The sequence below is a fragment of the Xanthomonas bromi genome (assembly GCF_900092025.1).
Classification (GTDB): Bacteria; Pseudomonadota; Gammaproteobacteria; order Xanthomonadales; family Xanthomonadaceae; genus Xanthomonas; species Xanthomonas bromi.
In genome coordinates this window covers 17,736-36,608 of sequence record NZ_FLTX01000061.1, presented here as the reverse complement: position 1 = coordinate 36,608, position 18,873 = coordinate 17,736, and the positions used below count along the sequence as shown (strand labels likewise).

Annotated in this window: 14 protein-coding genes, 1 tRNA gene, 1 other RNA gene and 1 pseudogene; 11 read left to right on the top strand and 6 right to left on the bottom strand. The window is 64.6% G+C overall.

The features are described from left to right. Nucleotides 1-32 precede the first annotated feature (32 nt). Nucleotides 33-1,733, bottom strand: coding sequence for a ShlB/FhaC/HecB family hemolysin secretion/activation protein (locus tag XBLMG947_RS17600; RefSeq protein ID WP_065469897.1), 1,701 nt, complete (start codon nt 1,731-1,733; stop codon nt 33-35). Between the two features lie 911 nt (nt 1,734-2,644). Further along, nucleotides 2,645-2,721, bottom strand: a tRNA-Arg gene (locus tag XBLMG947_RS17595). A 135-nt stretch (nt 2,722-2,856) separates the two neighbouring features. Here XBLMG947_RS17595 and amaB point away from each other — a divergent pair. From amaB to XBLMG947_RS17555, 8 genes and pseudogenes are all read left to right on the top strand, one after another. Then, on the top strand, nt 2,857-4,389 hold the full coding sequence (gene amaB / locus XBLMG947_RS17590) for an L-piperidine-6-carboxylate dehydrogenase (protein WP_065469894.1): 1,533 nt from the start codon (nt 2,857-2,859) through the stop codon (nt 4,387-4,389). A 498-nt stretch (nt 4,390-4,887) separates the two neighbouring features. After that, on the top strand, nt 4,888-5,172 hold the full coding sequence (locus XBLMG947_RS17585) for a DUF4190 domain-containing protein (protein WP_065469896.1): 285 nt from the start codon (nt 4,888-4,890) through the stop codon (nt 5,170-5,172). Continuing rightward, entirely contained in the window at nt 5,169-5,942 is a 774-nt protein-coding gene (locus tag XBLMG947_RS17580) for a class I SAM-dependent methyltransferase (RefSeq protein WP_065469893.1), read from the top strand. Before XBLMG947_RS17585 ends, XBLMG947_RS17580 begins: the two co-directional genes overlap by 4 nt. 5 nt (nt 5,943-5,947) lie before the next feature. Beyond that, nucleotides 5,948-7,003, top strand: coding sequence for a quinone-dependent dihydroorotate dehydrogenase (locus XBLMG947_RS17575; protein WP_065469892.1), 1,056 nt, complete (start codon nt 5,948-5,950; stop codon nt 7,001-7,003). Continuing rightward, nucleotides 7,000-8,052 carry a UDP-N-acetylmuramate dehydrogenase gene (gene murB, locus XBLMG947_RS17570; protein ID WP_065469891.1) on the top strand — a complete coding sequence of 351 codons (1,053 nt, stop codon included), beginning with the start codon at nt 7,000-7,002 and terminating at the stop codon, nt 8,050-8,052. Before XBLMG947_RS17575 ends, murB begins: the two co-directional genes overlap by 4 nt. Beyond that, the gene (locus XBLMG947_RS17565) at nt 8,046-8,957 is read left to right on the top strand and encodes a DMT family transporter (protein WP_065469890.1); all 912 of its coding nucleotides are present in this window, start codon (nt 8,046-8,048) and stop codon (nt 8,955-8,957) included. Before murB ends, XBLMG947_RS17565 begins: the two co-directional genes overlap by 7 nt. 143 nt (nt 8,958-9,100) lie before the next feature. Beyond that, nucleotides 9,101-9,803 (top strand): annotated as a pseudogene (locus XBLMG947_RS17560) (aspartate/glutamate racemase family protein). 196 nt (nt 9,804-9,999) lie between these two features. After that, nucleotides 10,000-11,274, top strand: a complete 1,275-nt coding sequence (locus XBLMG947_RS17555) for an MFS transporter (RefSeq protein WP_065469889.1) — start codon at nt 10,000-10,002, stop codon at nt 11,272-11,274. A gap of 13 nt (nt 11,275-11,287) precedes the next feature. On the opposite strand, the gene XBLMG947_RS17550 is transcribed toward XBLMG947_RS17555, so the two are convergent. The 3 genes from XBLMG947_RS17550 to ispG form a co-directional block, all read right to left on the bottom strand. Continuing rightward, a non-coding RNA gene (locus XBLMG947_RS17550) (sX9 sRNA) lies at nt 11,288-11,363 on the bottom strand. Nucleotides 11,364-11,420: 57 nt separating this feature from the next. Beyond that, nucleotides 11,421-12,152, bottom strand: coding sequence for a phosphatase PAP2 family protein (locus tag XBLMG947_RS17545; RefSeq protein ID WP_065469888.1), 732 nt, complete (start codon nt 12,150-12,152; stop codon nt 11,421-11,423). Further along, nucleotides 12,133-13,398, bottom strand: a complete 1,266-nt coding sequence (gene ispG / locus XBLMG947_RS17540; protein WP_065469887.1) for a flavodoxin-dependent (E)-4-hydroxy-3-methylbut-2-enyl-diphosphate synthase — start codon at nt 13,396-13,398, stop codon at nt 12,133-12,135. Before ispG ends, XBLMG947_RS17545 begins: the two co-directional genes overlap by 20 nt. Nucleotides 13,399-13,518: 120 nt before the next feature. Between ispG and XBLMG947_RS17535 the strand changes: the two genes are divergently transcribed. Both XBLMG947_RS17535 and XBLMG947_RS17530 read left to right on the top strand, forming a co-directional pair. After that, the gene (locus XBLMG947_RS17535) at nt 13,519-14,745 is read left to right on the top strand and encodes an ATP-binding protein (RefSeq protein WP_065469886.1); all 1,227 of its coding nucleotides are present in this window, start codon (nt 13,519-13,521) and stop codon (nt 14,743-14,745) included. After that, nucleotides 14,742-15,308: a response regulator transcription factor gene (locus tag XBLMG947_RS17530; protein WP_003481988.1), complete on the top strand. Its 567-nt coding sequence runs from the start codon at nt 14,742-14,744 to the stop codon at nt 15,306-15,308. Before XBLMG947_RS17535 ends, XBLMG947_RS17530 begins: the two co-directional genes overlap by 4 nt. Before the next feature lie 205 nt (nt 15,309-15,513). Here XBLMG947_RS17530 and XBLMG947_RS17525 read toward each other — a convergent pair whose 3' ends face one another. Then, a complete protein-coding gene (locus tag XBLMG947_RS17525) occupies nt 15,514-16,500 on the bottom strand; it encodes a cellulase family glycosylhydrolase (RefSeq protein WP_065469885.1) in 987 nt (328 codons plus the stop codon). A 469-nt stretch (nt 16,501-16,969) separates the two neighbouring features. Between XBLMG947_RS17525 and XBLMG947_RS17520 the strand changes: the two genes are divergently transcribed. Beyond that, a complete protein-coding gene (locus XBLMG947_RS17520) occupies nt 16,970-18,826 on the top strand; it encodes a putative bifunctional diguanylate cyclase/phosphodiesterase (RefSeq protein ID WP_065469884.1) in 1,857 nt (618 codons plus the stop codon). Nucleotides 18,827-18,873: the final 47 nt, after the last annotated feature.

The following is an 18,873-nucleotide window of genomic DNA, read 5'->3' as shown; positions in this document are numbered from 1 at the left end:
AAACGCGCAGCGGGCTGGCTGCACGATCCGTGTCAAAACTGGTAGATCACACGCACGCCGTAGGCCGGCTGCGCACTTCCAAATCCGTCGGGGCGGTGGATCGCCCAACCAGCAAATGCATCGACGCTGGCACCGAACCAACCGCCACGCAGGCCCACCGCACCGCCAACCAAACTGCGGCCGCGCAGCCCTGCGGCGCTGGTGCCATCGATACGGCCGGCATCCAGGCCCAGATAGGGCGTCAGCCCGATCTGCTGCACCGGGAAACTCAAGGTATTGCGCCAATACGCGCCTTTTTCGGCACCCAACGTCGCTTCGCCGTCGAAACCGCGCACGCTGAAACGCCCGCCGATGGTGACGAACTCCGAGCCCAGCAACAGCTCGCCGGCGGTCTGGGCACGCAGGCTGCTTTCCCACGCCATCGGCACCGGGCCCAGCTTGAACGGCAGAGCCGTGCTCACGTCCAGCGTGGTCACGCCGTAGCGAAATGTCGGGAAGCCGATCTGCGGATCGTAGCCGGTCCATTGGCTGTTGAACCATGGCGTTCCGCGCCGATGCGCGAGACGTACGTCCAGCTGCATCGCGCCCAGATAGCGCCGATGCGTGAAGTAGAACTCCGCGCTGCTGGTATCGCGGCGCTGGATGCCGATCTCCACGCCATCCAGATAACTGCGTGCACGCCGCCGGCCAACCACCACACCAGCCGAGGTCTTGCTGGTGCCATCGCGACGCAGCACGCGCTGGATATCCAACTGCGCGTTGCTGGACTCGCCACTGGATTGGAAGGTCTGCAAAAACCCATCCACGCGCTGGTGATAGCGATAGGCCGATGCCGACAGCGCGAACGTCCACCATCCCCAGGGCAGGTTGTAACTCAGGATGTTGCCGCGTGTGCCGCGTTCTTCATCGCGCGTGGCCAAGTCATGGCTGTAGCCAAGGCTGAGCAGATCGTTGAGACCCAGCGGGTTATCCAGCGAAACATCCACTCCACCCTGCATTCGGCCGGTGGCTTCCACACCGGAATCGTCGGCATTGGCCACGCCGCGCCAGCGCCGCCCATGCTGCAAGGTGATCACCAGATCCGATTCGCCCGGCGCTTCGCCCGGCGCAATATCGATCTTGGCGTCCTGCGATGGCAGCCGTTTGAACTGCTCCACCGCCTGTTCGATGGCACGCAAATCCAGCAAGTCGCCCGTTCGCAGCGGCAATGCCGTTTTCCAGTGAGCGCCGTCGGTGTCGGACACCACGCGTACCTCACGCAAGCGGCCGGGCATCAGTTCGAAACGCAGTTCGCCGCGCGACAGGTCCTGTTCCGGCACGCCGATGCGGGTGGTGACCAAACCGCGTGCGACGAGTTGATCCAACGCGCGGCGCCGGATGATGTCGATCCCCGCGCGCCCAATGCAGCGGCCTTCGTAACGGCGCAGGGACTTCCACAACCACGCAAAGCGCGCCGCGTCATCGCCGGCACCGGACAGGCGCACGAGGGTGATCGAAAAACACAGGTCTTCCTTGGGTAGCACGATGCTGCGCGCGTCCACGCGGTCGGCTTCCTCGCGCGGTCCGGCGAAGGGCGCCTGACGCTCCTGCTCCTGGCGACGCTGAATCTCCTCGGCTTGGCGCAATTGCTCCTGCCGATCCAGCGTTGTCGGTACCGACTGTTGTGCAGCCGCTAGCCCGGCGACTGCCCACAGACAAGCCGCCAGCGCCAATGGCGCTGATCGCATCCACATCTGTCCTGCCCCCTGTGCGGCGGTCGCGCTGCTGCGCGCCGTCACTCGCATCAGCGTGCCTGGCCACCAAAACGGCAGCACACCCCTTCAGCCCGCTGGAATGCGGAGCGACTGTGCGGGAACGTTAGGAAACGGTCAACGTGCCATGTAGGGGAAACCCTGTAAGAAAAACCCGAGACATTTTATTTTGTGATTAAAATCACAAAATAAATGAGGTATCAGCAAGTTCATTGCCCTCCCGGCCTTAGAAAGCTGAGACTTGTAGGCCTAACGTCCACCATCGTGCCGGTAAAATTACATATTGAAGATGCCTATAAAGGCATACAAAACCATGAGGCGCTCGATAAAGTCGTTAATTTTTCGTGAAAATAACGCCGAATGACACTGCGTCCTAGCAACTCCTGCACTCTATTTCAGAATGCGGCAAGGGCACCTTTGACAGCACGCGTCTGCCACAACAGTGATGCCTAGCGCAGCTGGGATAGAGGTACAACCGTGAGGCGGCGCTGTGTTCGATACAGGACCAAGCGCCAACGGTACGGAGACGCCAGCGGCCTGGACGGTTCACGACGATGCGAGAGCCAGGTTCGAAGACACCACAGCCCCAGTCATTAACTACCAAGTGGACAACCTGAAGTCGCTCCTAACCAAGCCAAAGGCTGAGGCCGCCGCGTATCAGACAGCGTGGTGACGTCAGACCTCTGCCTGTTCGTTTGGGTCCTCGATACGCACGGCAACCAAGCGGAGGTGTGGCACGCGCGTTGAGGATCGGTCGCTGGAGGCGCTTGAATAAGGACGCTGTAGAGCCAGGCGCTGCCAAATGAAGCAAGTTGCTGCCGATCTGCACATCAGGAGCACGGCATCTGACGGTTGACAAATTCGCAGAGCGCTTGGAAACCGCAACCTCAATCTGGTGACCCCGGCCCGATTCGAACGGGCGACCTTCCCCTTAGGAGGGGGATGCTCTATCCAGCTGAGCTACGGGGCCAAGGGCGGCATTGTCGCACGATCGTTGCGATTGCCAAGCCGCTAGGTGGACGGCGGAGCCTGCTAAAATCGGAGGCTACCCGTGTCGTAGGCAGGCTTTGCCGCCGCGCGACCGCCACCGTTTCCAGGAGATCCCATGTCCGCTGACCTGCTTAAGGCGCTCGACCTCGCCGCGTCCAATTCCGGCACCTACCTCGGCGAGGCGACCTGGTCGCAGGCCACCGGCGCCGGGGTGCTGCAACCGCTCAATCCGACCACCAATGCGGTGATCGCCGATGTGCAGGCCACCACGCCGGAAGACTACGAGCTGATCATCCAGCGCGCGCAGGCAGCCTTCAAAGTGTGGCGCACCACCCCGGCGCCGCGTCGCGGCGAAGCTGTGCGCCTGTGTGGCGAGGCGCTGCGTGCGCACAAGGATGCGCTAGGCTCGTTGGTGGCGCTGGAAATGGGCAAGAGCAAGCCTGAAGGCGATGGCGAGGTGCAGGAAATGATCGACATTGCCGATTTCGCGGTCGGCCAGAGCCGCATGCTCTACGGCTACACCATGCACTCGGAGCGCCCCGGCCACCGCATGTATGAGCAGTACCAGCCGCTGGGCCTGGTGGGGATCATCAGCGCGTTCAATTTCCCGGTGGCCGTGTGGGCGTGGAATGCCTTCCTAGCGGCGATCTGCGGCGATATCTGCATCTGGAAGCCGTCCAACAAGACGCCGCTGACCGCGATCGCCACGATGAAGATCTGCAACGCGGCGCTGAAGGAAGCCGGCTTCCCGGACCTCTTCTTCCTGATCAACGATGCCGGCACCTCGTTGTCGGAGAAGCTGGTCGAAGACACCCGCGTCCCGCTGATCAGCTTCACCGGCTCCACCCAGATCGGCCGTGTGGTCGCCGAAAAGGTCGCCCACCGCCTGGGCCGTTGCCTGCTGGAACTGGGTGGCAATAACGCCATCATCCTGGACGAAACCGGCGACCTGAAGCTGGCGATTCCCGGCATCGTGTTCGGCGCGGTCGGCACCGCCGGCCAGCGCTGCACCACCACCCGCCGCCTGATCGTGCACGAGTCCATCTACGACAACGTGCTGGCCACGCTGGTCAAGGCGTACAAGCAGCTCGACAGCAAGATTGGCGACCCGACCGACCCAGCCAACTTGATGGGCCCGCTCAACAGCCAGGGCGCGGTTGCGCAGTTCCTCGACTCGATCGCCAAGGCCAAGGCCGCTGGCGGCACGGTGGAAGTGGGCGGCACCGCGATCGACCGCCCGGGCAACTTCGTGCTGCCGGCGATCGTGACCGGGCTGCAGAACAGCGACGCGGTGGTGCAGCACGAGACCTTCGCGCCGATCCTGTACGTGATGAAGTACCGCACGCTGGACGAGGCGATCGACCTGCAGAACGGCGTGCCGCAGGGCCTGTCGTCCTCGATCTTCACCCAGAACCTCAAGGCGGCCGAAAAGTTCCTGTCCGCTGCGGGCAGCGATTGCGGCATCGCCAACGTCAACATCGGCACCTCCGGTGCGGAAATCGGCGGCGCGTTCGGTGGCGAGAAGGAAACCGGCGGCGGTCGCGAATCCGGCTCGGATGCGTGGAAGGTGTATATGCGTCGTCAGACCAACACCATCAACTACTCCGATTCGTTGCCGCTGGCCCAGGGCATCAAGTTCGATCTTTGATCGACCCTACAAGGCGCGCCGGGCACAGGCTCGGCGCGTGGCGTCGCGTTGCCGAGATGAGGATGGTGACTGTTCGGAACACGCGCCGCACTCGATCCGCCGGTTCTCATTAGCGCAGTGGCAACGCAAGTGCAGAAACATCGGCGGCTGCGGTCGACACTCACCGATGCTGTGCTGTGCAGAGCACGCAACATCCCATCGGCGGCGTAGCGTTTGCCTCCAGGGGGACAACGCGGGTGCTATGCAGCACCGCTGGGCTCCTGCCGGCCAGGCCACCCAGCGCCGGTTCGGCGCCGCCGACGGCCAGCATGTCCGGCAAGACTCGACTCAACGGGCATGACACGCCCTACCCGCACGAGCGGCGATTTCAGCGCCCCCCATCCACCAAACCAGCCCCCACAACTGCGTTTCGCCGCAAATGGCACGCCTTTTGCCCGACGGCTCTGGGATAATCGTGCGGCGCCTGCCTTCCGCTGCCCGCCCTTCAAGGAGTTCATGATGAACGTTGTCGTTCGACAGACCAGTGCCATGGCGATCGTCAGCCTGGTCGCAGGCATTCTCGGCTGGACGCTGATCCCGTTCCTGGGCAGCATCTGCGCCATCATCACCGGGCATCTGGCGCGGGCGGAAATCCGCCGCAACCCGCAGGGCCTGGATGGCGACGGTCTGGCCATCGGTGGCCTGATCATGGGCTGGCTGGCGGTGGCGCTGTGGATCGTGGGAATTGCGTTGTTCCTGCTGTTCTTCGGTGGCATGGCCTGGCTTGCGGCGGCCAACAGTTGAGCACGTCCGCGCCCTCCTCCGCCCAGCGCTTCAACGACCGCGTGGCGGCCTACGTGCGCTACCGGCCCAGTTATCCGCCGCAGTTGCTGCGCTGGCTGCATGAAGAACTGGGCGTGACGCCAGCGACGGCGGTCGCCGATATCGGCGCCGGCACCGGCATTTCCAGTCGTTTGTTTCTGGAAGCCGGGTATGCGGTGACCGCCGTGGAACCCAACCCCGCCATGCGCGAAGCCGCGCTGCAATGGCTGGCGGAATTCCCCAAGTTCCAGGCGATCGACGGCACCGCCGAAGCCACCGGGCTGGCCGATGCCAGCGTGGGCATGGTGTCTGTAGCGCAGGCCTTCCACTGGTTCGATATGCAGGCCGTGCGCGCCGAATGGGCGCGCATCCTGCAGCCCGGCGGGCTGGCGGCGGTGTATTGGAACTCGCGCGAGCTGGACAGCACCGCGTTCCTGCGCGGCTATGAGCAGCTGTTGCTGGATTACGGCACCGACTATTCGGCTGTGGCCGAGCGTTACCAGGACGATGCCACCATGCAAACGTGGTTCGGCGAGGGCTTCCGCGCGGCGGCACGCTTCCCGAATGTGCAGCGACTGGATTTCGACAGCTTGCGTGGCCGCCTGCTGTCGTCCTCGTATGCCCCGCTTGCGCACGATCCACGGCATTCCCCGATGCTCGCCGCGCTGCGCACGCTGTTCGATGCGTATGCGCACGATGGGCTGATCGACTTTCAATACCAAACCCGTGTTTTCGCCGGGACATTGAACTGACCCGCATGTATTCGCTTGCCCGCCCCTTCCTGTTTTCTCTCGATGCAGAGCGTGCCCACGCGCTGGCATTGCGCTCCATCGACACCGCCTACCGCACCGGCACCACGTCGCTGCTGGCCAAGCGACCGGTGCCGTTGCCCACGCCGGCCTTCGGCTTGATGTTCCCCAACCCGGTGGGGCTCGGCGCCGGGCTGGACAAGAATGGCGAGCACATCGACGCATTGCTTGCGCTGGGCTTCGGCTTTGTCGAGATCGGCACGGTGACGCCGCGCGCGCAGGAGGGCAACCCGAAACCACGCATGTTCCGCTTGCCCGAATACCAGGCGGTGATCAATCGCATGGGTTTCAACAATCTGGGCGTGGATGCGCTGGTCGCCAACGTGCAGCGCGCGCGCCGCCGTGGAGGCCTGCTCGGCATCAACATCGGCAAGAACAAGGACACGCCCAACGAAGAGGCCACCAGCGACTACCGCTACTGCATGGAACGCGTGTATCCGCTGGCCGACTACATCACGGTCAACATCTCCTCGCCCAATACCGCCGGGTTGCGCGAGTTGCAGGAAGAACAATCGCTGCGCCGCCTGATTTCCGATTTGCGCGAGACACAGGAAGCCCTTGGCGCGCAGCATGGCAAGCGCGTACCGATGCTGGTGAAGGTGGCGCCGGACCTCAACGACCGCGACATCGACGCGGCCGCCCGCGTGCTGGCCGACGTGGCGGTGGATGGCGTGATCGCCACCAACACCACGGTGACGCGCACCCTGATCGCCAATCACCCGTTGGCTGCCGAGGCCGGGGGTCTGTCCGGTGCGCCGCTGCTGGCGCAATCCACGCTGGTGCTGCGGCGCTTGCGCGCGCGCCTGCCCGAATCGATTCCGTTGATCGGGGTGGGCGGCATCAATTCCGGCGCGGATGCGGTGGCCAAGATGGCGGCCGGCGCGAGCCTGGTGCAGTGCTACAGCGGGTTGGTGTACCGCGGCCCGCCGCTCATCGGCGAATGCGTCAACGCAATCCGGCGCCGCCGCGAAGCACCCAGCGGCGGTGCGGTGTCGCCGTTATGAGCGATACGACGCAGGCCGGCTGGCGGCTGAGCGAACATGCGCCGCTGCACGCGCTCAACACCTTCCATGTCGAGGCCACTGCGCGCTGGTTGCTCCGCGTCCACACGCCCGAGGCCTTGCCGCAGGCGCTGGCAGCGCCGCAGATTGCGGGAGAATCGCTGCTGGTGCTGGGCAGTGGCAGCAATGTCTTGCTGGCTGGCGACCCGCCGGGCTGCGTGCTGTGTTTCGAGAACCGCGACACCGCGATCATTGCGCACCATGCCGACCACGCCATCGTCCGCGCCGGCGCCGGCGTGAACTGGCATGCGCTGGTGCTGTACGCGCTGCAGCAGGGGTTGTCGGGCCTGGAAAATCTCGCCTTGATTCCGGGCACCGTGGGCGCCTGCCCGATCCAGAACATCGGTGCGTACGGCGCACAGGTGGGCGACTTCATCCACATGGTGGAAGCCTTCGATCGGCACAGCCAGCAGTTCGTGCGGCTGGATGCGGCCGACTGCGCGTTCGGTTATCGCGATAGCGTGTTCAAGCAGCAACCCGAGCGCTACCTGATCGTGGCAGTGGAATTCAATCTGCCACTGCTGCACGAGTTGCGGCTGGACTATGCCGGTCTCCGCGAAGAGCTGGCCAGCATGGGTGCAGAACTGGCAGGCGCGGCCGATGTCGCGCAAGCGGTGATCAATATCCGTCGGCGCAAGTTGCCGGACCCGGATGTGCTCGGCAATGCAGGCAGCTTCTTCAAGAACCCGCTGCTGCCGAGCGAGCAGATTGCCGCGTTGCACGCCAGCTTTGCCGACATGCCGGTGTATCCCGGCGAACAGGCAGGCCAAGGCAAATTGTCGGCTGCCTGGCTGATCGAGCAATGTGGCTGGAAAGGCAAGCGCGAAGGCGATGCCGGCGTATCGCCCGAGCATGCGCTGGTGCTGGTGAATTACGGCACCGCCACCGGCGCGCAGTTGCTGGATTTTGCGCGACGCATCGCCGAATCGGTGCGCGAGCGCTATTCGGTGATCCTGGAACCGGAACCGCGCATCATCGGGGCGCATTGGTGACGCCAGCGCAGGTGTCGCGGCGTGCCGCGCTATGGATGCTCACCAGTACATGCGCCTTCGGCTTGATGGCGATCACCATCCGCATGGCATCAAGCACTGTCGCGACGACCGAGATCGCGTTTTTCCGCAATGCCTTCGGATTATTGGCATTGCTGCCGTTGATCGTGCGGCCAGGCAAGCCGCTGCCGCGCACCCGGCAATTACCCCAGTACCTGGCACGCACGCTTATTGGGCTGGCCTCGATGCTGTGCGGGTTCTGGGCGATCGGCCATCTGCCGTTGTCGCAGGCCATCTCGCTCTCCTACGCCACCCCGTTGTTCGTCACCGTGCTGGCGGTGATCTGGCTGCATGAGCAGGTGCGGCTACGTCGCTGGCTGGCGGTGGCGGCGGGATTTATCGGCGTGCTGGTGATTTTGCGGCCAGGCTCGTCAACATTCACGCCCGGCCTGTTGATTGCGCTGTTGGCTGCGGTGATCAGCGCCATCGTCGCGATCCAGATCAAACAGCTTGCGCGCAGCGACGACTCCGACACGGTGGTGTTCTACACCTACGTATTCTGGGTGCCGATGTCGCTGATTCCGGCGCTGTTCCAATGGACCTGGCCGCAGGGCATCGATTGGGTGTGGTTGGTGGCCACCGGCATCTTCGGCACCGCCGGGCAGTTGTTCTGGACGCGCGCGCTCAAGCTGGGCGAAGTCTCTGCATTGCAGCCGATCAGCTTCATGCAACTGCCGTTGGTAGCGCTGCTGGGTTGGTGGCTGTTCGGCGAGGCGATCGAACGCCACACCGTCATTGGCGCGGCGATCATCATCGGTGCCAACGTCTACATCGCCCATCGCGAAACCGTGCTGGCACGCCGCGCCGCCACGCACGCCCCGGTAGAAGGCGCCAAGCCGGGCGAGTGAGCGAAGATCCCGAGCTGGCCCGAGCATGGTCTGGAATGCATGTTGTCGGTACTGCAGACGGACACTGCGGTTCTCATGCGCAGTGCAGGCCGTGCGCCGCACATCCCGCGATCCGCCATCCGCTGCACTGTCATGGAGTTCGCATGCCGGTTCCAAGCAAGACAATCGGTTTGATCGGCGGAATGAGCTGGGAATCCACCCTGCCCTACTACCGCATCATCAATCAGCGCGTGCGCCATGTATGCACCGGCTTGCACCGGCGAAGCTGCTGCTGTACAGCGTCAATTTCCATGACATCGAGCGGCTGCAGCATGCTGGCGATTGGGATGGCGCTGGTCACGCGATGGCGGCAGCAGCGCGTGCGCCGCAGGTGGGAGGCGCCGACTTCATCGTGCTGTGCACCAACACCATGCATTGCGTGGCCGACGCGATCACGTCCGCCACATCATTGCCGTTGCTGCATATCACGATGCCACCGCCGACGCACTGGCCGCAGCGGGCATCAGCCGGGTCGGGTTGCCCGGTACGCGCTTCACCATGGAGCAGCCGTTCTATCGCGCGCGCCTGCAAGCGCGCGGCTTGGACGTGCTGGTACCGCCGGCCGAGGCACGCGAAGAACTGCATCGCGTGATCTACGATGAACTCTGCCAGGGCCTGATCAAGCCCGAATCACGCGAGTACTTCCGCCAGGTCATGGCCGACCTCGGCCAGCACGGTGCGCAAGCGACCATACTGGGCTGTACCGAGATTTCGCTGCTGGTCGACAGCACCGATGCGCAGCTGCCGTTGTTCGACACCACCGCGCTTCACGCCGAAGCAGCGGCGTTGGCAAGTGTGTCCGACTGACGCGCGCGGCGAAGGCCGAAACAACGCGCGTTACCGACGCACGCGGGCGTGTCCGCGTGAGGCCATCCAGGTCCTATCGACATTCCATCGTCGAAACGCCATAGCGACGGCCTCGCATGGCAGCTAGCATTGGATGCTCGGCGCGTTACCACGCTTCAATGGCACTGCGTCGCCACTCGCGACAGGATGCGACTGCATGACCACCGACGCCCCATCAACGCAGCTCACCCGCAGCGACTACAAAACGCTGGGCTTGTCCGCGCTGGGCGGCGCGCTGGAATTCTACGACTTCATCATCTTCATTTTTTTCGCGAAGGTGCTGGGCGAGGTCTTCTTTCCGCCAGGCGTTCCGGAATGGACGCGGCAGTTGCAGACCTTCGGCATCTTTGCAGCCGGCTACCTGATCCGCCCGTTGGGCGGCATCGTGATGGCCCACTTCGGCGACCTGCTCGGCCGCAAGCGCATGTTCGCGCTGAGCATCGGGTTGATGGCGTTGCCCACGCTCGCCATCGGCCTGCTGCCGACGTATGCGCAGATCGGCGTGGCCGCGCCGCTGCTGTTGCTGACACTGCGCCTGCTGCAGGGCGCAGCCATCGGTGGCGAAGTGCCCAGCGCGTGGGTGTTCGTCGCCGAACACGTGCCCGCGCGACGCAGAGGGCTGGCCTGCGGCACATTGACCGCCGGGCTGGCTGCCGGTGTGCTGCTCGGTTCGCTCAGTGCCGGCGCGCTCAACCGCGCGTTCACCCCGCCCGAAATTGCCGAGTACGCCTGGCGCCTGCCGTTTTTGGCCGGCGGCATCTTTGGCCTGGTGTCGGTGTATTTGCGGCGTTGGCTGCATGAAACGCCCGTGTTCGCCGAGCTGGTCGCCATGCGCGCACTGGCGCGCGAGACGCCACTAAAGGTGGTGCTGCGCGATCATCCGCGCAGTCTGGCACTGTCGTTGTGGCTGACCTGGGTGATCGCGGCCGCCGTGCTGGTGGTGTCGCTGATGACGCCCACGCTGCTGCAGAGCACGTATGGCTATCCGGCGCCGGTCGCGTTGCAGGCCAATCTTCTGGCGGTGCTGCTGCAGGCGGTCGGCTCGGTGGTGGCCGGCGCGCTCTCCGACCGCTGGGGCAACGGACGTGTTCTGCTGGCAGGCAGCGTGTTTCTGGGTATCAGCGCGTGGCTCTTTTATCGCCTGGCCGGCGACCCGCAATTGCTGTTTCCACTGTATGCCCTGCTCGGCGCTGCGCTGGGTGTGCTGGGTGCGATTCCCCGGGTGATGGTCGAAGCATTTCCGCCGGTGGTCCGCCTTTCCGGCGTCTCGTTCGCCTACAACCTGGGCTATGCCGTGTTCGGCGGCCTGACCCCGTTGCTGGTGGTGATGCTGCTCAAGCAGCATCCGATGGGACCGGCCTGTTACGTGATTTTGCTGGCATCCATCGGAGCCATCGTTGGCGCCCGGCTATGGCAGCAAGATCGTCATTAGCCGCTTTTAGAGCGGCTGACAAAACGTCGCGAGCGGGCGTCAGGTGGGTGCGGGCGGCGCGGAGAAGCCGGAGGGTATCAGTGCTACATGCCGATCCCGAGCACCGACCGCGTCTGCCTGCCGCGCAGTAGTTTTGTTGGATGCGCTTAATCGGCGAACGGCACGCGCCCGGGTTGCTCCACCACCGCACCGTCCGGCGTGCGCCAGTGCGGACGGCGCGCGCCGCGGAACATCACCAGATACAGCCCGACCACCCACACCAATGCCGCCGACCAGCCGCCGAGGATGTCGGAGGGGTAATGCACGCCCAGATAGATGCGCGAGATGCCCACCAGCAGTGCAAACACGCTGGCGGCGATGGTCACCGGCCAGCGCCAACCGGTGTTCCAGGCCAGGACGATGACCACCGCCGCCAGCGTCATCGAGCCCATCGCGTGACCACTGGGAAAACTGAAGGTGCTTTCCGGCGCGATCGACTCCCACAGACTGGGCCGATCGCGTTGAAAGAACTGCTTGGCGCCCATGTTCAACAACGCCGAACCGCCCAAGCCCAGCGCTGCAAAGGTCCCCTCGCGCCAGCGCCGTAAGGCCAGCAGCACCAAGACGATCACGATATCGATCGGGATCACGCCGTACTGGTAACCCAGCTTGGAAATCACGCCAAAAAAAGTATCCAGTTCGGGCGTGGCGATGCTGCGCATGCTCCACAGCAAGGGTTCGTCGAAATAGAAATTTTCCAGTTCATGCACTTCATCGGCCAGGTCGACGAACAACCCCAGCGGCAGCAGCACGCCGGCAAACAGCAACGCCATGCGCCAGGCATTGTTGCGCAACCACCCACTGAAACCCGTCGGCGATTCAGCCGGCGCGGCGGACATAGGTGCGTTCGACGTATTGATCGATCAGATCGATGAATTCATAGGCGATATTTTCGCCGCGCAAGGTGACGCTTTTTTCGCCATCGATGAATACTGGCGCCGATGGTGCTTCGCCCGTCCCCGGCAACGAGATGCCGATATTGGCGTGGCGCGATTCGCCCGGGCCGTTGACCACGCACCCCATCACCGCCAGGGTCATGTTCTCGGCGCCGGGGTTGGAAATCTTCCACTCCGGCATCTTGGCGCGCACATGGTTCTGCACCACGCCTGCCAGCTCCTGGAAGAACTCGGAGGTGGTGCGGCCGCAGCCCGGGCATGCGGTGACCATCGGGGTAAACGCGCGTTGGCCGGTGGTCTGCAACAGTTCCTGCGCCACGATCACTTCCTGCGTGCGCGACTGCCCTGGCTCCGGGGTCAGCGAAATGCGGATGGTATCGCCGATGCCTTCCTGCAGCAGCACACTCAGCGCCGCCGCCGAGGCCACGATGCCCTTGCTGCCGATGCCCGCTTCGGTCAGGCCCAGATGCAGCGCGAAGTCGCAGCGTGCGGCCATATCGCGATACACCGCGATCAGCTCCTGCACGCCGGACACCTTGGCCGACAGGATGATGCGCTCGCGCGGCAGACCCAACTCCACCGCACGCTCGGCCGAATCCACGGCAGAACGGATCAACGCCTCGCGCAGCACGCGACCGGCGTCCCACGGCGATTCGCGCTTGGAGTTTTCGTCCATCAGCTGCGCGGCCAGCGACTGGTCCAGCGAGCCCCAATTGGCGCCGATGCGCACCGGCTTGTCGTACTTGATGGCGAATTCGATCAGCTGACCGAATTGCAGATCCTTCTTCTTGCCGAAGCCGACGTTGCCCGGGTTGATGCGGTACTTGGCCAACGCTTCGGCACAGGCCGGCTCGGCGGCAAGCAGCTGATGGCCGTTGTAATGGAAGTCGCCGATCAGCGGCACCTCGATTCCCATCATGCGCAACTTGTCGACGATGCGCGGGATGGCGGCGGCGGACTCGGCGTTGTTGACGGTCAGCCGCACCATCTCCGAGCCGGCACGCCACAACTCGGCCACCTGCTTGACGCTGCCGGCAATGTCGGCAGTGTCGGTATTGGTCATCGACTGGACGACCACCGGATGCCCGCCGCCGACGGTCACGCCGCCGATCTTGACGGCCTGGGTGATGCGGCGCGGCCAGGCGGTGGCGTCGGCGGGAGGGGTTGGGCGAGTCACGGCGTCGTACATGGCGCTATTTTAGCCTGTCCGCCGTCCGCTCACAGCTGAAGCGTCGTGCGGGCCACCATCCGGGCAGATGCGACGGTTTGTCGCAGGCCATCATCTCCCTGAGCGCATAGCATTGCCGTGATGAACAGCTCCGACGCCTCCTTCCTGCGGACCCTGTGCAGCCTGCGCTGGCTGGCCACCGCCGGCCAGGCCGCCACCATCCTGGTCGCCTCCGGCCTGATGGGCTTGCACCTGCCGCAACAACCGCTGTGGGCCGGCGTGGCTGCGCTGGCGGCGTTCAACCTGTATGCGCAGCTGCGGGTGGCGCATCGCGGCGCGGTGAGCCCGGCGACCGAGTTCGGCCACATCCTGGTCGATGTGACGGTGCTGACCTGGATGGTGGGCTGGAGCGGCGGCATCGCCAACCCCTTCGGTTCGTTGTTTCTGGTACTGATTGCGCTGGCGGCGTTGGCGCTGCCGCTGAGCTGGGCGATGGCAGTAGCGGCATCGTGCGTGGCCGGCTATGTGATCAGCGCGGCGTTCGGGCTGCCGCTGCCCTATGGCGGCTTCGACCCGCTCAGCCTGCACATGTGGGGCATGGCGGCCAACTTCCTGCTGTCCACCGTGGTGGTGTTGGCATTTGCCACACGGCTGGCCCTGTCGATGCGCGAGCGCGAGCGCGAAATCTCCTCCCTGCGCGAGCGCTTCGCGCGTAACGAAGGCATCGTGGCACTGGCCACGCATGCGGCGTCGGTGGCGCACGAACTCAACACACCGCTTGCCACCATGACGCTGCTGGTGGACGACATCGCCGACCAGTGCGAACAGAACGAACTGCGCGAAGACCTGGACACCCTGCGCGAGCTGCTGGTGCAGTGCCACGAACGCGTGCTGGCGTTGGCCGCGCCGGCCGACAACGGCCACCTGAGCCGCGAAGTGGCGGTGCAGGAGGTGCTGGAGCAATGGCGGCTGGTACGCCCCACCATCGAGCTGCGCCGCAATGAAGACGCGCCGATGCGGCTGATGCTGCAGCCCGGCGTCAGCCATCTGCTGATGGTGCTGCTCAACAACGCCGCCGATGCCGGCGAGCGCGCCGGGCGCCCGCAGATCGACCTGACCTTGCGGGTGGAAGACGACCACCTCAGCGGCGAAGTCCGCGATTACGGCCCCGGCTTCGATACGGCTCAGGCGATGCTGCCGGGCACCTTGTTCAACAGCGGCAAGCACGACGGCATGGGCGTCGGGCTGGCGCTGTCGCATGCCACCGTCGAACGCCTGCAAGGCGAGTTGTGGATGCTGCCCGCCGAAGGCAGCGGCGCGCGCGTCGGTTTCCGTCTGCCGCTCTCCGAACACGAGGCACTCGCATGACAAGTCCCCCGATCCGTACCGGCCTGCTGGTCGACGACGACACCTTGTACCTGCGGACGCTGCAGCGCAGCCTCGCGCGCCGCGGCGTGGAAACGCTCACCGCCACCGATGCCGCAAGCGCGCTGTCGACTGCGCGCAGCGCACTGCCGGATTTCGCGTTGATCGATCTCAAGCTCGGTCACGATTCCGGGTTGAGCCTGATCCAGCCGCTGCGTGAGATCCGCGCCGACATGCGCATCCTGCTGGTCACCGGTTACGCGAGCATCGCCACTGCGGTGGAAGCGATCAAACTCGGTGCCGATGATTATCTGCCCAAGCCGGCCAATATCCCCACCATCATGCGGGCGCTGGGCGAAGAAGACGACGATCTGCCCGAGCCGGACGAAGAAGAAAGCGCGCAGGAAATGATGACCCCGCTCAGCCGCTTGCAGTGGGAGCATATCCAGCAAGCGCTGCACGAAACCGGCGGCAATGTGTCGGCGGCCGCGCGCCTGCTCGGCATGCATCGCCGCTCGCTGCAGCGCAAGTTGACCAAGCGCCCTAGTCCAGGACCGTTACGCTAACCGGGCCGTTGAGCTTTGGCATCACGCCTGTGCAGCATGTCGGCTGCGGTCGCTGCTTCAGTCAAGCCTTGCTGAGTCGAGTGCGCGGCGCCGGCGCCCGCTGGTGGGCGGGCAAGGCCTGCAGCAAAGTCGCAGATCTCCGGCTGTGCCGTGCCCGGTCAATGCGCCCCGAGCAGCCACAAGCGCTGGCTGGAGCACTTCAATCTCAACGTGGGCCGAACACGCTTGCCCTGCGCGAGGTCGCTGCGATGCCATCGGCGCCCAGGATCAAGTTGCGGCCCCAGCTGCTCAGTTGTGCGGCATTCCAGCCGACCGCGATATCCAGCGATTGCGTGCCGCTGTCGTTGCCCGACCACGACCAGGCCATGTAGCCGACGTTGTAGTCGCGTGCGCGGCGCATGATCGCCGCTTCGTCCACGTGCGAACCGCGATGGTCGCCACCGAATTCGCCGATCACCAACGCCAGCTTTTTATCTCTGAAGGCGCGCAGATAATTGTTGACCTTGGCGTCGCTGCCGAATACTTCGTACATGTGCACGCTGAAAATCAGGTTGCGGCGGCTGTCGCGCGCGAGCAGGGCGGCGGCGTTGTCGCGCATGTAGAACTGCCAGTCCTGGCCCCAGTTCGGCGCATCCACCATCAAGGCGTGGGTCAATCCGTTCTTGCGCAAGGTCGCGATGGCGGTGGCATGGCCGTTGACCCACTCGCTGGCAGTGAGGCTGTTGCCGAACGGTTCGTTGGCGATATTGATGACCACATGGTCTTCGTTGCCGACCAGCGCCTTGCGGATGCTGACCCAGTAATTGGTCGCATTGACCAGGTTCGCAGCTGCGGCTTGTTCGCCGTACCCGGTGGTGTCATGCACTTCCAGCACGGCGATCAGACCCAGGCTTTTGCAGCGCGCGATGATGCGTGCCACGTCGGCCTCCGGTGTGCGTGTCCAGCGGTAGCCGGAACTCAGCACGACGCGCACGCTATTGGCGCCGGTGGCAGCGATGGCAGCCAGCGCCGCATCGGTGCGGCCCGCATACCAGGCATGCGGAAGGTTGACGCCGCGCAGGACCAACGCATTGCCATTGGACTCGCGCAACTGCGTGCCCGATACAGTGAGCCCTGCGTGGGCGGCGGACGAGAGCGCCAGACCGGCGGCGACCAACAGCGTGCGTTGTGCAAAAGACCGCAGTGAGTTCACGATGAATTCCAGAGGAAGGGCGCCACCAACCGCGATGGCGAATTTCGCAGCGCGAGTGAAAGCCGCGTCGATTCGTTACACGCTTGAGTCGAATGCGCAAACACAGACATCCGCAAGCGATCATTGGTCGCATGAGCGATACAGGATGGTTGCGTTGAATGAGCATTGTTGTGGGTAAGACAATGATCGGCAGCGCACGCGTAATATTTAGGCGTGTCGCCGCACAAAACACGCGACATGTATGTTGGTGTTAATACACCTTCCCGCTCAGACAGACGGTGACCGGTCGCGGGAACAGCGTGGGGCTGTTGCGCCAGCCAGATGGCGTCGCAGAGCGCGTGCGGTGGACCACTGGCGCAGCGGTGGCGCGGTTCATAAGCAACAACGCGTCCCACGCCTCGCCCTGCCGCAACTGAATGGAGTCAATCTCCGCCAATCAAGGGATGACGCTTCAGGCCGATACGGACACATGCATCCCGTGCCTGCCTCCGTCGACCCTCTTCTTCCGCCCACGCTCGACGAGTCCACCCGGCTCGAAGTGCTGCGCGGCCTGTGTCTGCTGGATTCGCTGCCGGACCCGGTATTCGACACCGTTGCCGCCATGGCGGCGCGTAGCCTGGACGCGGAAATTGCGGTGGTGTCACTGGTGGACGAACATCGTCAGTGGTTCAAGGCGCGCATTGGCTTGGAAGCCCGCGAAACGCCGCGCAGCCTGGCGTTCTGCGCGCATGCGATCTGCTCGGACGAAGTGATGGTGGTGCCGGATGCGCAACTGGATCCGCGCTTCTGCGACAACCCGCTGGTGCTGGGCCCGCCGTTCATCCGCTTCTACGCCGGCGCACCGCTGAAGCTGCGCGATGGCCACAGCATCGGCACCTTGTGCGTGATCGGCACCAGCCCGCGCACGGGACTGGATGCAGCAGCGCTCACCCAGCTGGAAGGCCTGCGCGACCTGGCCGTGCTGCGCGTGGAAAACCTGCGCAGCACCACCTACCGCGATGGTCCGACCGGGCTACCCAACCGCTCGCGTTTCAGCGAAGACCTGGATACCTGGCTGTCGCAACGCGACGCCGCACCGGCCACCACGGCGGTGGCCATCGACGTCTGCGGCAGCGATTACTTCCGCGACATGGTCAAGGCGCTGGGCTGGGAATACGCAGACGGCTATGTCGCCATGGCGCAGCGCCGCCTGGTCGCCTATCTACCCGGCAGCATCCTGCTGTATCGGTTGGACCCCACCACCTTCGGCTTCCTGGCGCAGGCCGAAGGCCAGCGCCTGGCCACGCTGTGCACCAAGATCTCCAAAGCATTCACCAAGCCACTGGAACATCAAGGCATCCCGCATACCGCGGTGGCGTCGATCGGCGCGGTCTTGCTGCACTCCAGCTACGGCGCCGCTGACACCATCCGTTCGCTGACCACCTCGGTGGATATCGCGCGCGAGCGCTGCAAGCCGTGGAGCCTGTACGAGCGCAAGCATGATGTGGCCCAGCGCAACACCTTCCGCCTGCTCACCGCCCTGCCCGCTGCCCTGGACAGCGCCAGCCAGCTGCGCCTGCACTATCAACCGCGCGTGGATCTGCACGACCACCGCTGCGTGGGCGTGGAAGCGTTGCTGCGCTGGCAGCATCCGATGACCGGCCCGGTGATGCCGTCGGATTTCATTCCAATGGCCGAGAAAACCGCGCTGATCAACCGCATCACAGCCTGGGTCATCGACAACGGCATCGCACAGGCGGCGCGTTGGCAGCAGCAGGGTCTGGACTTCAACCTGGCCCTGAACGTATCGGCTGCCGATCTGGACCGTCCCGGCTTTGCCGGCCTGCTGCGGCGCGGCCTGGATCGTCACAAACTGGACCCACGCCGGCTGGAAATCGAATTCACCGAAAGCGCAATGATCCGTCACCCCGAACAGCTGGCCGAACAGCTGTCTGGCATTGCTGCGTTGGGCGTGCATATCGCCATCGACGACTTCGGCACCGGCTATAGCAATTTCAGCTATCTCAAGCAGCTATCGGCCAGCTCGTTGAAGATCGACCAATCCTTCATCCGCTCGCTGCCGGACAACCGCACCGACCGCACCCTGGTGCCGGCGATGATCCAGCTCGGTCACAGCCTGGGCCAGCGCGTGGTGGCCGAAGGCATCGAATCGGCAGAGGCCTATGCGCAGCTGCGCGAATGGGGCTGCGACGAAGGCCAGGGCTACTGGATCGCAAAACCAATGCCGGCCGCCGCACTAGAAACCTGGCTGGAAACGCCGTGGCACGCGCAGCATACCGCGCCGGCCAACCTGCTTGCCGCCAGCCTGACCGCAGCACGCGTCTAATCGCATCGAACAACGGACTGCGCTCGCCACTCGGCGGGCGACCGGTG

Bases quoted from the DNA above. Each gene is read 5' to 3' on its own strand.
- XBLMG947_RS17600 (WP_065469897.1), bottom strand. From the start codon at position 1,733: ATGTGGATGCGATCAGCGCCATTGGCGCTGGCGGCTTGTCTGTGGGCA.
- amaB (WP_065469894.1), top strand. From the start codon at position 2,857: ATGTCCGCTGACCTGCTTAAGGCGCTCGACCTCGCCGCGTCCAATTCC.
- XBLMG947_RS17585 (WP_065469896.1), top strand. From the start codon at position 4,888: ATGAACGTTGTCGTTCGACAGACCAGTGCCATGGCGATCGTCAGCCTG.
- XBLMG947_RS17575 (WP_065469892.1), top strand. From the start codon at position 5,948: ATGTATTCGCTTGCCCGCCCCTTCCTGTTTTCTCTCGATGCAGAGCGT.
- murB (WP_065469891.1), top strand. From the start codon at position 7,000: ATGAGCGATACGACGCAGGCCGGCTGGCGGCTGAGCGAACATGCGCCG.
- XBLMG947_RS17555 (WP_065469889.1), top strand. From the start codon at position 10,000: ATGACCACCGACGCCCCATCAACGCAGCTCACCCGCAGCGACTACAAA.
- XBLMG947_RS17545 (WP_065469888.1), bottom strand. From the start codon at position 12,152: ATGTCCGCCGCGCCGGCTGAATCGCCGACGGGTTTCAGTGGGTGGTTG.
- ispG (WP_065469887.1), bottom strand. From the start codon at position 13,398: ATGTACGACGCCGTGACTCGCCCAACCCCTCCCGCCGACGCCACCGCC.
- XBLMG947_RS17535 (WP_065469886.1), top strand. From the start codon at position 13,519: ATGAACAGCTCCGACGCCTCCTTCCTGCGGACCCTGTGCAGCCTGCGC.
- XBLMG947_RS17530 (WP_003481988.1), top strand. From the start codon at position 14,742: ATGACAAGTCCCCCGATCCGTACCGGCCTGCTGGTCGACGACGACACC.
- XBLMG947_RS17520 (WP_065469884.1), top strand. From the start codon at position 16,970: ATGCATCCCGTGCCTGCCTCCGTCGACCCTCTTCTTCCGCCCACGCTC.